General features: G+C 71.1%; 13 protein-coding genes. 5 read left to right on the plus strand and 8 right to left on the minus strand.

Annotated elements, in window-relative coordinates:
* Window positions 1-82: 82 nt before the first annotated feature.
* From M4960_RS10270 to M4960_RS10280, 3 genes are all read right to left on the minus strand, one after another.
* Complete coding sequence (locus M4960_RS10270) at window positions 83-343, minus strand: DUF3039 domain-containing protein (protein WP_111033217.1); 261 nt, start codon at window positions 341-343, stop codon at window positions 83-85.
* Between the two features lie 61 nt (window positions 344-404).
* Window positions 405-1,976: an ABC transporter permease gene (locus M4960_RS10275; RefSeq protein WP_248704180.1), complete on the minus strand. Its 1,572-nt coding sequence runs from the start codon at window positions 1,974-1,976 to the stop codon at window positions 405-407.
* Entirely contained in the window at window positions 1,952-3,292 is a 1,341-nt protein-coding gene (locus M4960_RS10280; protein ID WP_248704181.1) for an ABC transporter ATP-binding protein, read from the minus strand. The genes M4960_RS10275 and M4960_RS10280 overlap by 25 nt, the downstream gene beginning before the upstream one ends.
* Window positions 3,293-3,590: 298 nt before the next feature.
* On the opposite strand from M4960_RS10280, the gene M4960_RS10285 reads away from it, so the two are divergent.
* The 4 genes from M4960_RS10285 (at window position 3,591) to M4960_RS10300 (ending at window position 6,344) form a co-directional block, all read left to right on the plus strand.
* Window positions 3,591-4,286 (plus strand): NTP transferase domain-containing protein, encoded by a 696-nt coding sequence (locus M4960_RS10285; protein WP_111085011.1) that lies wholly within the window; start codon window positions 3,591-3,593, stop codon window positions 4,284-4,286.
* A gap of 44 nt (window positions 4,287-4,330) precedes the next feature.
* A complete protein-coding gene (locus M4960_RS10290) occupies window positions 4,331-5,155 on the plus strand; it encodes an ABC transporter permease (RefSeq protein WP_374202949.1) in 825 nt (274 codons plus the stop codon).
* Window positions 5,155-5,925, plus strand: a complete 771-nt coding sequence (locus tag M4960_RS10295) for an ABC transporter ATP-binding protein (protein ID WP_133936880.1) — start codon at window positions 5,155-5,157, stop codon at window positions 5,923-5,925. Before M4960_RS10290 ends, M4960_RS10295 begins: the two co-directional genes overlap by 1 nt.
* A 116-nt stretch (window positions 5,926-6,041) precedes the next feature.
* Window positions 6,042-6,344: a hypothetical protein gene (locus M4960_RS10300; protein WP_111085009.1), complete on the plus strand. Its 303-nt coding sequence runs from the start codon at window positions 6,042-6,044 to the stop codon at window positions 6,342-6,344.
* A 17-nt stretch (window positions 6,345-6,361) separates the two neighbouring features.
* Here M4960_RS10300 and M4960_RS10305 read toward each other — a convergent pair whose 3' ends face one another.
* The 5 genes from M4960_RS10305 to M4960_RS10325 all read right to left on the minus strand — a co-directional run bounded on the left by M4960_RS10305 (window position 6,362) and on the right by M4960_RS10325 (window position 12,793).
* Window positions 6,362-7,594, minus strand: coding sequence for a CDP-glycerol glycerophosphotransferase family protein (locus M4960_RS10305; RefSeq protein WP_248704182.1), 1,233 nt, complete (start codon window positions 7,592-7,594; stop codon window positions 6,362-6,364).
* Window positions 7,595-7,636: 42 nt separating this feature from the next.
* On the minus strand, window positions 7,637-8,545 hold the full coding sequence (locus tag M4960_RS10310) for a glycosyltransferase family 2 protein (RefSeq protein ID WP_248704312.1): 909 nt from the start codon (window positions 8,543-8,545) through the stop codon (window positions 7,637-7,639).
* Between the two features lie 131 nt (window positions 8,546-8,676).
* Window positions 8,677-9,498, minus strand: coding sequence for a CDP-alcohol phosphatidyltransferase family protein (locus tag M4960_RS10315; RefSeq protein WP_248704183.1), 822 nt, complete (start codon window positions 9,496-9,498; stop codon window positions 8,677-8,679).
* A 4-nt stretch (window positions 9,499-9,502) separates the two neighbouring features.
* Entirely contained in the window at window positions 9,503-10,546 is a 1,044-nt protein-coding gene (locus tag M4960_RS10320; protein ID WP_111085006.1) for a glycosyltransferase, read from the minus strand.
* A gap of 183 nt (window positions 10,547-10,729) precedes the next feature.
* A complete protein-coding gene (locus M4960_RS10325) occupies window positions 10,730-12,793 on the minus strand; it encodes a S1C family serine protease (protein WP_248704184.1) in 2,064 nt (687 codons plus the stop codon).
* Between the two features lie 191 nt (window positions 12,794-12,984).
* On the opposite strand from M4960_RS10325, the gene M4960_RS10330 reads away from it, so the two are divergent.
* A complete protein-coding gene (locus M4960_RS10330; RefSeq protein WP_248704185.1) occupies window positions 12,985-14,187 on the plus strand; it encodes an aminotransferase class I/II-fold pyridoxal phosphate-dependent enzyme in 1,203 nt (400 codons plus the stop codon).
* Window position 14,188: the final 1 nt, after the last annotated feature.

Here is a 14,188-nt window from a genome sequence, read left to right on the forward strand (position 1 = left end):
GCTGCGCATCGCTTGGTGAGCAGAAATGGTCGGGTCCCCGAAGGCGACCCGACCATTTCTGCTCACGATGCGCAGGCTGCGCCTACTCGGACTTCATCTTCTCGTAGATGGCCTTGCAGTCCGGGCACACCGGGAACTTCTCCGGGTCGCGGCCCGGGATCCACTTCTTGCCGCACAGCGCCTTGACCGGCTTGCCGGACAGGGCGGACTGCAGGATCTTGTCCTTCTTGACGTAGTGCGAGAACCGCTCGTGGTCGCCGGGTTCGATCGCTTCGTCTTCGAGGAGCTTCTCGAGCTCCCGGTCCATCACGTCGAGGCCGCCGCCTGGTTCCGTCATGCTCATGGGTCCAGGGTACGACGGTCTGCGCACGTTGGTCTGCGCACCTCGAGTTCGTTCCGGAACGCTAGTTGCGCTGCGCCGCGGCCAGCAGGTCCGGGCCGCGCCGGTCGAACAGCCGCCCGCCCGCGAAGATCCCGATGACGAGCACGACCGCGCCGACCCCGATGCCCACCGCGAGCGTCAGCATCGACCACGGCTCAGCGCCGCGGACGAAGGCCAGCACCGCGAGCCACGCCGCCGGGACGGTGCAGAGCACGATGCCGATCACCATCATCGACTGCGCGACCGTCGCCGTCACACCCGCGGCCTGCGGCTGCTGGAACGGGTGGTCGCCCGGCCGCACGGTCGGGTAGGGCAGCAGCACGGACACGACGCTCGACAGCCCGAGTCCGGACAGCAGGGCGCTGGCGCTCACGCCGATCAGCAGCGGGAACACCGTCCAGTCGTCGAACAACCAGGCGGACACCGCCGAGCCGGCCACGATCGCCGGCGCACCGACGACGAGCACAGGGACGACACGGCCTAGACGGTCGCTCCACCCGGGAGCCCCGGAGGCGACGTGCAACCACACCGCGGTGTTGTCGTACGAGACGTCGTTGTGCGGCAGGAACCCGGCGATCAGCGCCATGAGCGGCAACGGCACGAGCGCGGTCCAGTGCCACGGCACCCCGGCGACCCCGAGCGGGATGACGACGAGCGGGACGAACAGGATGATCAGGTACGAGGTGCGGTACCGCGGGTCGCGCACCCAGTAGGTCAGGGCGCGGGCGGCGACGGCGGCGACCGGAGTCGAGCCGAGCCGGTCGAACCAGCCGAGCCCCTGGTAGCGCCGGGTCCGGGTGCGACCGTCGACGGTGTCGAGCGCCCGACCGACGAGCGCCCACCACGCCCAGGCCAGCAGGGCGACGACGGCGATCGCGACGAGCAGCTTGAGGAACCCGGTGCCGACGTGGCCGCTGGCGACCTCGGCGGGCACGGCCCAGGCAGCGCCCCACGGCGTCCACCCCGCGACGTCCGCGACGCGCTGCATCTCGGCGCCCTCGGGGTCGAGCCAGTCGACGCGGAGCAGCAGCGAGACCGCCGGGATCGCGAGCACGATGATCACGAGCGCGACGAGCCACCCGGCGTCGCGGGACCTGTGCGGACCGATCAGCCGCGAGCCGACGGTGCAGCACACGCGGACCAGGAGCGCGCAGGTGGCGATCGCGAGCAGGCCGCCGATCACCGCGAGCACACCGGTCCCGGCGTCACGCGCCCAGGCGATCGACTGGGCGACGGCCACGACGACGACCCCGATCACCGGGATACCGATCAGCCCGGCGACGACGAGGCCGATCGCGAGCCCGCGACGGCCGATGCCGAACACCGCGAAGCGCCGCGGGTCGAGCTGGTCGCTCCGTCCGACGACGAGCGGGACGACGGTGAACGCGAACGCGATGAGCGTGCCGACCGGCACGGTGACCGCGCGGGCCGTGTCGGGGTCGGCGGAACGCAGCGCGACCGTCTGCGTCGCGACGAACACGGCGGCGAGGAGCCCGACGAGGCTGCCGAGCACGACGAGCACGGACCGGCGGGCGCTGCCGCGGACCTCGCCCGCGAGCAGGTCGGCCCTCAGCCGGAGAAGCTGTGCAACCATTCCATGCTCTCTGCCACGACGCGGCCGCCCGCGAGTTCGACGAACTTGTCCTCGAGGCTCTTGCGACCGCGCACCTGGGCCATGGTCCCCGAGGCGAGGACCTTGCCGCCGACGATGATGGCGACGGAGTCGCAGGTGCGCTGCACGAGCTCCATGGAGTGGCTGGAGAGCACGACGGTGCCGCCACCGCGCGTGTAGCGGCGCAGGATGTCGGTGATGGTCGCGGCGCTCACGGGGTCGACCGACTCGAACGGTTCGTCGAGCACGAGGACCCGCGGCGAGTGGATGAGCGTGGCGGCCAGGGCGATCTTCTTCGCCATGCCCACCGAGTAGTCGGCGACCTGGCGACCGAGCGCCTCGCCGAGCCCGAACGCCTCGGCCAGGTCGGTGCTGCGCTCACGAGCCGTGGCGCCGTCGAGACCGCGCAGGGTGGCCGAGTAGTAGAGCAGCTGCGCACCGGTGAGGCGGTCGAACAGCCGCAGGCGGTCCGGCAGCACGCCGAGGCTGCGCTTGGCGGCCGTGGGGTCGGCCCAGACGTCGTGGTCCAGGACCGTCACGGACCCGGCGTCGGGACGCAGCAGACCGGTGATCATCGACAGGGTGGTCGTCTTGCCGGCGCCGTTCGGGCCGACCACGCCGAAGATCGAGCCCTGGCGGATCTCGAGGTCGACCTCGTCGACGGCGAGGGTCTGCCCGTACCGCTTGACGAGGCCGTCGGCGGCGAGCACGACGGGCTGCAGCTTCTGCGGGGCCTTGGGCGCGGTGGCCCGGGGAGCACGCTTCTTCGCGGCGGGGCTCGTCGCGGCGTCCGCCTCCGGTGCGCCCGCCTCCGGTGCGCCCTGCGCTGCGTGCGCGGTCGCGTCCGTCGCGGACGTCGCGTCGCTCGCCGTGGGGCCGGGAGGCACGGTGCCGGTCGTGCCGGCGGCCTTCGCCGGTCGCTTGGTGCGTTGCTTCGTGGTGCGCGCCTTGGCGGGTCGGGCGCCGGTGGTCGTCGTCGGGGCCGCGGCTGCGGCACGGGCCGCGGGACCGGCCACTGCGGTACCGGGCACTGCGTCCGACTGCGGCTCGGTGACCGGATCGGTGTCGGCGGCCGTGGTGTCGGCAGCCGTGGTGTCGTCGGTCATCTCGTCATCAACGGAGGCGTCGCGCGCATCCGGTTCCCCCATGTCGTCGTCGTCGGCGTCGTCCCCCGCCGCGGCGTCCACCCGGTCGGCGGCACGCTCGTCGGCGTCCTGCTCGTCGGTGTCACTCGCTTCGGTCATCCAGGCAGCGTCGGTCGTGGCGTACACGTCCTCGTTCTCTGCTCTGGCGGCCATCGCCCAACCGTACCAACGCTCTCCGGACAGCGGGGAACCGCCCGCTCCAGTGTCACGAAATGAGTACGAAGCGCGGCAGACCTACCCCTTGAGCGGGTGTTTCCGTATCATTCACCAGGGCACGAAGGAGTGTTCACCACTTGGAAACCTGCTCCGGCGGGCTCTCCGACACCGCGCAGCAGCCGGCCCCCGTGGCCAGCGGCGTCCGGTTCTCGGCGAACTCGGACGTTCCGCGAGCAGACTCGACGAGGCCCGCCCGTGCCCCAGGGCGCGCGGGCGGACACCAGAAGGGACCAGCATGACCACGCAGATCGTGATCCTCGCAGCGGGGATGGGCAGCCGGCTCGGCCGAAGCCTGCCGAAGCCGCTCACGGAGCTCAGTGACGGCCGCACCATCATGCAGCAGCAGTTCGACAACATCCGCGCCGCGTTCGGTTCGAGCGCCCGCGTGACGATCGTCGTCGGCTACAAGTCGGAGCACATCGTCGAGGCCTTCCCCGACGCGTCCTTCGTCTACAACGAGTCCTACGACTCCACCAACACCTCGAAGAGCCTGCTGCGCGCCCTCAAGGCGACCGGCAAGAGCGGTGTCCTCTGGATGAACGGCGACGTGGTCTTCGACCCGATGGCGCTCGTCCGTGCGGCCGACATGATCGACGAGGACCACTCGTTCGTCAGCGTCAACACCGACAAGGTCTCCGACGAAGAGGTCAAGTACACCGTCGACGCCGAGGGCTTCATCCACAAGCTCTCGAAGCAGGTCGTCGGCGGGCTCGGCGAAGCCGTCGGCATCAACTACGTGTCGGCGAACGACAAGCAGGCCCTCATCCGTCAGCTCGGTCGCGTCGACGACCAGGAGTACTTCGAGGGCGGCATCGAGGCTGCCATCGCCGAGGACGGGCTACGCTGGTCCCCGATCGACATCTCCGACCTGTACGCGGTCGAGATCGACTTCGCCGAGGACCTCGAGCGCGCGAACAACCTGTTCGCCTGAACCTCCGTCAGGACCCCTTCGGCGGTTCCGCCCGAAGGGAAACCGTGACCACAGCGAGCGCGCCGACCGTGTCCGCGGCTGCCGCACCAGCGGCGACCCGGAGCGCCGGTCGGCGCTATCGTCATGCCCTCTGGCTGCTGACCGTCCGCGACCTCCGGGTCCGGTACTCGACGTCGGCGCTCGGGTACGTCTGGTCGATCCTCGACCCGCTCGTGATGTCGGCGATCTACTGGTTCGTCTTCACCCAGGTGTTCCACCGCGGCTCGGTCGGTGAAGACCCGTACATCGTCTTCCTGCTCTCCGCGCTGCTGCCGTGGATGTGGTTCACCGGGGGCGTCTCGGACTCCACGCGGGCGTTCATCAAGGAGTCGAAGCTCATCCGCTCGACGACGATCCCCCGCACCATCTGGGTCGCGCGGATCGACGCGTCGAAGGGCATCGAGTTCCTGCTGAGCCTGCCGGTGCTGGCGGCGTTCGCGATCGCGACGGGTGCGCACCTGCACTGGCAGGTCGTCTTCTTCCCGCTGGCGATCGTGCTGCAGTGCGCGCTGGTGTACGGCCTCGGCCTGATCGTCGCGCCGCTCGTCGTCTTCTTCCGCGACCTCGAGCGGGCGACCAAGCTCGTCCTGCGCTTCCTGTTCTACGCATCGCCGATCATCTACGGCACGCACGCGCTGCCCGACGCCCTGCGCCCCATCGCCGCGGTCAACCCGCTCACCGGCATCTTCGGGATGTACCGCGCCGCGTTCTTCCCGAGCCAGCTCGACTGGCTCGAGGTCGGGGCGTCGGTGGTCATCACGGGCATCGTCCTGGTCATCGGCTTCGCGGTGTTCCGACGCAGCGAGCACCGCGTGCTGAAGGAGCTGTGATGACCGCCACCGACCAGACCCGACGTACCGAGACCGTCGCGCCGGTGATCACCGTGCGCGACGCCGGCATCTGCTTCAAACGCAACCGACGGGCGAGCCGCAACTTCAAGGACCTCTTCGGCGGACGCGGCCGCCGCAAGCGTGCCGACGAGTTCTGGGCGCTCCGCAACGTGTCGTTCGACGTCCGTCCGGGCGAGGCGATCGGCGTCGTCGGTCGCAACGGTCAGGGCAAGTCCACGCTCCTGAAGCTCGTGGCGCAGGTGATGCTGCCGGACGAAGGCCGGATCGACGTCGGGGCCGGCGTCGCGCCGCTCATCGAGATCACCGGTGGGTTCGTCGGCGACCTGTCCGTCCGCGACAACGTCTACCTGACCGCCGGCCTGCACGGCATGTCGCGCGCCGAGATCCGTGCCGCCTTCGACGAGATCATCGACTTCGCCGAGATCGCGGACTTCGTCGACACCCCGTACAAGCACCTGTCGAGCGGCATGAAGGTGCGCATCGCGTTCGCGGTGATCTCGCGGCTCGACGAGCCCGTCATCCTGGTGGACGAGGTCCTCGCCGTCGGCGACAAAGCCTTCCGCGAGAAGTGCTACAAGCGGATCGAGGAGCTCCTGGCCGGCGGTCGGACGCTCTTCTTCGTGTCCCACAGCGACAAGGACCTGCGCCGCTTCTGCGACCGCGGTCTGTACCTCGACAAGGGCCGGCTGCAGCTCGACGGCACCATCGAGGAAGCGCTGGCGCAGTACTCCGCCGACTACGGCGTCTGACCGGTCGGGTACTCCCCCTCCACAACCAGGGCACCACGCTGCCCCCTCCACAGCGACGGGTTCCCGGGTGCTGCGCCGGGGGCCCACCGTCGGACCCTCCCCCTAGCGTTCCCCCCATGCACCACCCAGCACCCGCGTACGCCGTCCCGTTCACCATCGACCGCTCGCAGGCCCCGCGCCGCTACGACCTCGTCAACACCGGGGACGAACCGGTCGACGGCCTGACCCTCACCCACCTCGGCAACGGCTACAGCCCGCCGCTGGCGGTGCACCGGCTCGAACCGGGTCGACGTCTGTCCGTCGCCGTGTTCGGCGCGGATCCGCAGGACACCGGCGTCGTGATCGTCCGCTGGCGCCGTCCGGACCGCTCCGAGTACGTGTGGCGGATGTCACTGGTCGGTCAGGGGCTGCACCCGTGACCGTGTCCGGACGGGGCTCAGCGTTCGCCGCGCTCGGCAGCGACGGTGCGCCAGCGCTCCAGCAGCCACTCGACGGCAGCGTGGAACCGGGCCGTCGCGGCACCGGGCGTGGTGTCGCCGAAGTAGCGCGCCACCCACTGCTGCAGCTTGGCGAGCTCGGCGGCGTCCCCCACGGCGGCGTCGATCCGCGTGAGCACCGACGGCGCGTCGGCCGCGGTCAGCCAGTTGGCGTCGCTCAGGTAGCCGCGTTCGTCCACGTCGGCCTCCGGCGACACCGGGCGGGTCACGATCAGGGGCTTCCCAACCGCCAGGCGGTCGTAGATCATCGCGCTGATGTCGGTGATCGCCACGTCGGCGTCGGCCAGCTGCCAGCCGAGCTCGCCGCCCTCGTCGTGGACGTGGTGCGCGGTGGGGTCGGCCGCGTTCGCCGCCGTGATCGCCGCGACGATCCGCTCGTGTGCCGTTCGGTACGCCGGGTCGAGCACGCCGCTCCGCGGGTGCGGGCGGTACACCAGGCGGTGGCGGGGCGACGCGAGCACCTGCTCGGCGATGGTGGTGCCGTGGGACGCGATCGAGCCGTACGCCGCGGCGCCGCGGTCGCCCTCCCACGTCGGTGCGTACAGCACGACGGTCCGGTCGTCGTCGGGGTACGGTGCCGCGCCGGCGAAGTGGTCGGCCTGGGGGCGGCCGATCGCGATGGTCCGGGCGTCGAGGTCGTAGTCCCACAGCGCCTCGGCGAGCCGACCACGCGCGGCGTCCCCGGCGATCAACGCGTAGTCGTACGCCTTGAACTGGTTCGTCGTCATGTACATCTTGTCGCTCTCGCCGTGGTTGACGAAGACGTGCCACATGCGCCCGTACCGCATCATCTGGAAGTTGCGGGCGTTCTGGTTGACGTAGAGCACCACCTTCGGCGCCTGGGTCTCGACGAACTGCTCCAGGTCGACGACCTGACGGGCGTACACGGCGGGGACCGGCGACTCGTCGATGAGCGTGGTCATCGTGCCCGGGCTGCGCGCGATGATCGCGACCGGGTGCGTCTTCGCCAGTTCGGCCAGCGGCGCGTACCACTGGCGCACCTGGTACATGTTCACGGGGCCGTCGGCGAAGTAGACCGCGATCTCGATCGTGCCGGGCGCCGGCGCCGCGACCGACGGCAGGCGACGGGCGAGCTCCCGGCGGCTCCGGCGCGAGGCGAGCAGGCGCTGGGCCAGGCGCACGGCGGTCCGCACGTCACTGGTGATCGGCATGGACTGTCTCCCGTTCTGCGGTGGCGATGGGGTTCGGAGTGGTCAGACGACGGGCGGGCGCCCGGCGAGCGTCATCCGGGCGACGGTCAGCCAGCTCATCGGTCGGGTCGGCCCGCAGTCGGTGGTCCGTCCTTCGCGGATGCCGGCGAACCACGTCGTCAGGCGTCGCGGGTGTCGCCACCAGCGTGCGACCTGGATCGCGGCCCACGAGCCGACGTAGAGCGGCCGGAGCGGTGCCGGCAGGTTTCGTCGGGCCAGCCAGACGCGGTTGCGGGCGTTCAGGCGGTAGTACTCCGTGTGCCGGGCCGGGTCGATGGCCGGGTGGTGTGCGACCAGGTCGCCGGCGTACCAGGCACGTCGACCGGCGTCCCACACGCGCCACGCGAGTTCGATGCCCTCGTGCGCGTAGAAGTACTCCGCTCCCCAGCCCCCGACGACCCGGTACACGTCCATCGGCAGCACGACGGCGCCCTCCCACACCGAGAACACCGGCGACGAGTGGTCCGGCTCGCCCTTGCGGATGCGCGGGACCCAGCGCCGCGGGTTGGCGGCGCCGGTCGGGTCGACCACGCGCGGCTGGAGCAGTCCGAGCGAGGGGTCGCGTTCGAAGCGGCCGACGGCGTCCTGCAGGAACGTCACCGAGGGGATCGAGGCGTCGTCGTCCAGGAAGAACACGTAGTCCCCGTCGACGACCTCGGCACCGGCGTTGCGGCCGGCCGGGATCCCGAGGTTCTCCGGCAGCGCCAGCGTCCGCACCCCGTCCGGCAGGCCGGTCGGCTCCCAGCCGTTGCCGACGCAGACCACGTCGAGTTCGACGCCCTGCTGCGCGAGCACGCTGTCGAGCCCGCGGCGCAGGTCGTCGGGCCGGGTGCCCTGCGACAGGCTCACGACGGCGACACGGGGTCGCTTCGGGTGCGCGACCGCGTGGCGACGAACGGTGCTCGGGGTCACGGTGCCATCGGTCACCGCGTCGTCGGGCACCGCGTCGTGGGGCACCGCGTCGTCGGGCACCGCGTCGTCGGGCACCGCGTCGTCGGGCACCGCGTCGTCGGGCACCGCGTCGTCGGGCACCGCGTCGTCGGTCACGCCTTGACCCGCTTGGACGCGATGATCGCCAGGAAGTGCCCGACGGTCGCCAGCACGGCCAGCGGCAGCAGCGCGCCGACCAGGATCCGGCTGGCGAGCGCGTCGCCGATCGCCAGTCCGATGAGCGCGAACAGGAACGCGAGCATGCTCAGCTCGACCGAGTGGTACAGGCGGTGGAACGGCAGGAACCGCGCCAGGCGGCGGAGCGAGGCGAGCTTCCGGCCGGACGGCGCGGTCGAGGCGTCGCGTCGGTCGACGAGCTTGTCGAGCCCCGCGTTCGCCCGGGCGACGTGCACCATGTCGTTGAGGGCCTTGTTCAGCACGATGACCAGACCGAGTGCGCAGCCGATCGTGGTCCACATCCAGTCGGCGCCGTGGATCGGCCAGGTGGCGGCTCGGATGCCCAGCGCCACCGGGATCAGTCCCTCGGTCGTGTAGTGCCCGACCTTGTCCAGGAACACCCCGGCGGGCGAGCGGGTGCCACGCCACCGTGCGACCTCGCCGTCGCAGCAGTCCACGAGCATCTGCAGCTGTCCGAGCACCAGGGCGAGCGCTGCGCCCCAGATGCCGGGGATGAGCAGGGCCGCGGCGATGCTCCACCCGACCAGGATCATCAGGCCGGTCACCTGGTTGGCGCTGACGCGGGTCTTCAGCAGCACCCAGGTCAGGTACGGCGAGACGTCGCGCAGGTACAGCGACGCCGTCCAGTGCTCGGCGTTGGCGCGGGCGCGGACCTCGTCCGGCTGGGCGACGGCCCGCAGCTCGGCGATCGACGTCGGGCGTGCGGATCCGCGGCCGTGGGTGGCGGGGTCGGTCATGGGGTCACCGTCCGGTGTGGGTGGTCAGCTCGGAGGTACGGGTGAGGAACCCGATGATGAAACCGAGCCCCCATCCCACGTGGATGCAGGGCAGCACCACGAGCAACCAGAGAAAGGTCGCCACCCCGGACCGGCGCGCGACGGCGACCGACCCGAGGACGACGAAGAGCAGGTACACGGCGGGCACGGCGAACCCGAGGAGCGCCCAGGCGACCGGGCTGCCGAGGGCCGCGCCGACGACACCGACGATGCCGGCGAGGATCCCGACGGCCATGGCGGCGACCATCGCGGGCGGCACGAAGTACCGCAGGCCGTTGTTCGCGGGGAACCGACGGGCGAGCTCGCCTCGCCACAACCCGGTGGCGACGAACTGCCGCACCAGGCGCTTCAGGCTCGGTCGCGGGCGGTACGTGACGACCAGCTCGGGCGTGAACCACACCGTGCCGCCGGTCTGGCGCAGGCGTCGGTTGAGCTCCCAGTCCTGGCCGCGCTTGATGCCCTCGTCGAACAGGCCGACCTCGAACAGGCGGTCGCGACGGAAGACGCCGAGGTACGCGGTCTCGGCGGGGCCGGCGGTCCCACCGACGTGGTGCGGGGTGCCGCCGAGGCCGACGCGGCTGCCGTACGCCAACGCGACGGCCCGCTCGAACGGGCTGCGGCCCTCGGCGCGCATGATGCCGCCGACGTTGTCCGCACCGGACTCGAGCAGGGTGCGGACGGCGATGCGCGTGTAGTCCGGTGGCAGCACCGAGTGCGCGTCGACGCGGACCACCACGGGGTGCACCGACGCCGTGATCGCGACGTTCAGGCCGGCCGGCGTGGACCCGACCGGGTTGTCGATCGCCCGGATGCGCGGGTCGGCCGCGCTCATCTCGGCCACGAGTTCGTTCGTGCCGTCGATCGAGGGGCCGAGCGCGAGGATGACCTCGAACACGCCGGTGTAGTCCTGGTCGAGCAGGCTGGCGACCGCAGCGCGGACCTCGGTGACCTCGTTGAGCACGGGCATCACGTACGAGACGCCCGGCAGGGGCTGTCCGTCTGTCTGCATGCGTACCTCGGGGTGCTGGCTGGGTGCACGGGACGCACCGGGGCGGTGCCGCCCCGCAGAGCGACCATGAGCCTATCAAGACCCGAACCCGGAACCTGCGGGGTGCCCGCGACGCGACCCGCAGACGGACGGGAGGCCCGGCGCACGTCGTGCACCGGGCCTCCCGTCCTGTCCGTGGTGGCGTCAGCCCTTGCTGTCGTACGTGCCCAGGGTCACCTCCGCCTCGCGGGACTGCCCGTTCCGGAGGTAACTGATCGTCGTCGACGCGCCGCCCGCGAAGTACCGGACCTGTGCCGTCAGGTCGGTGGCGTCCGAGACGGTCGCCGAACCGATCTTCGTGACGACGTCACCCTTCTGCAGACCGGCCTTCGCCGCCGCACCGCCGGACGAGACCGACTTGATCAGCGCACCCATCTGGGTCGCGCTCGCGTTCTCCGAGGCGTCGCCGACCGTGGCACCGAGCAGGCCGTGCGTGGCCGAGCCCTTGTCCTTGATCTCGTTCGCGACGCGCTTCACCAGGTTCGACGGGATCGAGAAGCCCACGCCGATGCTGCCGGCCGCCGAGTCGGACGACGACGAGCTGCCGGCCGAGGCGATGGCCACGTTGATGCCGATCAGCTTGCCCTTCGCGTCGAGCAGGGCACCACCGGAGTTTCCCGGGTTGATCGACGCGTCGGTCTGGATGACGGGCAGCGAGACCGTGGTGTTCGCGGACGAGCTGCTCCCGTTGTCGCCGTTGCCCCAGAAGTCGAACGGGCCGCTGCCGCCGTTGCCGCCCTCGTTCGAGTCGCCGCCCTCGCTGGGAGCGCTCGACGTGACCTGGATGCTGCGGTTCAGGGTCGAGACGATGCCGTCCGTGACCGTGTTCGACAGGCCCAGGGGCGCACCGATCGCGACCGCGGTGTCACCGACGTTGAGCTTCGTGGAATCGGCGAACTCCATCGGCTTGAGGTCGGTCGCGTCGATCTTGATGACCGCGAGGTCCACCGTCGGGTCGGTGCCGATGAGCTTGCCCTCGTAGATCTTGCCGTTCGAGGTCGTCACGGTGATCGAACCGTTCGAGCTGTCGCCGTCGAGCGTCACCACGTGGGTGTTCGTGACGATGTAGCCGTCCTTGCTCATCACGACGCCCGAACCGGTGCCGGCCTCGTTGCTGGAGGACACGTTGATCGTCACGACCGACGGCGTCGCCTGAGCAGCGACCGCGGTGACGACCGTCGCGGAGTCGTAGTCGTTGACCGTGAGGTTGCCGCCCTGCGACGAACCGGACGACGACGTGACGGTGCCGCCCTGCGACGACCCGGCGAGCCACCCGGCGCCGCCGCCGACCAGACCCGCGACGACCAGTCCGGCGATGATCGGCAGGACGAGCTTGCTGCGCCCGGAACGGGTGGTGGTCGTGGTGGCCGCTGCACCCGCGGTTCCGTCGGCGAAGTAGTGGCCGTTGCGCTGGTTCGCGCCGTCCACGTCGCCGAAGGCGCTCGTGGCGGACTGCGGCGCCTGGGCCGACGCCGTCGCGTACTCCGACGAGGACGCGGGGGCAGCGGCGGAGGCCGGCTGGGCGTACTCGCCGTACCGCGGCTGGCCCGCGGTCGGCTGCTGGCCGTACTGCGGCTGCTGGGCCTGGCCGTACTGGCCCTGCTGGCCGTACTGCGACTGCTGACCGTACTGGGACTGCTGGTTCGGCTGGCTCTGGCCGTACTGGGACTGCTGGCTCTGGCCGTACTGGCCCTGCTGGCTCTGGCCGTACTGGGACTGCTGGCCGTACGGGCTCTGCTGGGCCTGGCCGTACTGCGGCTGCTGGTTCTGGCCGTACTGGCTCTGCTGGGCCTGCCCGTACTGGCTCGTCTGGTCTGCGGCGGGCTGCTGGCCGTACTGGGACGCCTGCCCGTACGGGGAGGTCTGCTGGCCGTACCCGGCCGGCTGCTGGCCGGCATCGCGCTGCTGGTCGCCCGAGAGCGTCGGGTACGGGGCCGTGTAGCGGTCCGTGGGGTGGTCGGTCGCCGACGGGATCACGTCGGTGTGGTCGGCGCTCGTGGCGTCGTCGGACGGAGCCGCGTGCTGCGCGGCGTCGTCGGACCGCTCGGCGTTCTCGGGCTGCTCGGCGTCGTTGAACTGCTCGGAGTCGTTCGGCATCGACGTGTTCCCCTTCGTGGCCGCTGCGGCGGCGTCCTCACTGGCGGCAGGCGATGCCGCATCGTCCGGACGGCGGTCGTCGCCCTGCCCGTTGGGCGTGGTGTCGGTCATGCTGGACGTGCTCCTTTCAAGCTCGTGCAGTCTGTCGCAACCACCTGAGCGGTGCTTCTGGCGACGCTGGAAGCATCCTCTGCCGATCTTATGCGTGGGCTGTGGGTCCGTCCCCGGATCGCCGTCGGACGGCCAGCTAGGTTGGGGTCCGTTCAGCGCGACACGTCGTCGCCGTCACCGGAGGGAACCACATGCGGCAGGCAGGACCCTGGTTGCGAGCAGCCGAGGGAGCGATGCTCCTGGGACCCGACGGCGTCCCCGCGCCCACCGTCTTCGCCGAGATGAGCGCCCTCGCCGCGAGCACCGGCGCGATCAACCTCGGGCAGGGCTTCCCCGACCAGGACGGCCCTGCCGAGGTGCTCGAAGCCGCGGTCCGCGCCATCCGGGACGGCGTCAACCAGTACCCGCCCGGACGCGGGACGGTCGACCTCCGCACCGCCGTGGCCGAACACCAGCAGCGGTGGTACGGCCTCGAGGTCGACCCTGACCGGCAGGTCCTGGTCACCGCCGGCGCCACCGAAGCCCTCGCCGCGACGCTCCTCGCCCTGGTCGAACCGGGCGACGAGGTCATCACGTTCGAACCGTTCTACGACGCCTACGGTGCGCTCGTCCGGCTCGCCGGCGGCACCCACGTCACCGTGCCCCTCACTGCTCCGGACTTCCTGCCGGACGAGGACACCCTGCGCGCCGCGTTCACCGACCGCACCCGCGTCGTGCTCGTCAACACGCCGCACAACCCGACCGGCCGGGTCCTGCCCGACGAGGTCCTGCGCACGATCGTGGAACTCGCGACGCGGTACGACGCCCTCATCGTCACCGACGAGGTCTACGAGCACCTGACGTTCACCGTCCCGCACACGCCGATCGCGACACTGCCCGGAGCCGCCGAGCGGACGGTCTCGATCTCGAGCGCCGGCAAGACCTTCAGCACCACCGGTTGGAAGATCGGTTGGCTCACCGCTCCCCCGACGCTCGTCGACGCGATCACGACGGTGAAGCAGTACCTGACCTTCGTCAACGGCGCACCGTTCCAACCGGCCGTCGCCGTCGGACTGCGGTTGCCCGACGCCGTCTTCGCCGGGATCGCCGCCGAACTCGCCGCCAAGCACGAACTGCTCGCCTCGGGGCTCCGGTCAGCGGGCTTCGACGTCATGCGGCCGGACGGCGGGTACTTCGTGATCGCCGACACCGCGCCGCTCGGGTACGACGATGCGCGGGCCTTCTGCCTCGAACTGCCCGCCCTGGCCGGGGTCGTCGGCGTACCGGTGTCGGCCTTCGTCCGGCCCGACCACGCCGCGGGCTACCGGTCCCTCGTGCGCTTCGCATTCTGCAAGCGGCGTTCCGTCCTCGAGGACGCCGCCGGCCGCCTGGCAAGCCTCCACGCGCCGTCCTGAG

Source organism: Curtobacterium sp. MWU13-2055 (assembly GCF_023242305.1).
Taxonomy (GTDB): domain Bacteria; phylum Actinomycetota; class Actinomycetes; order Actinomycetales; family Microbacteriaceae; genus Curtobacterium.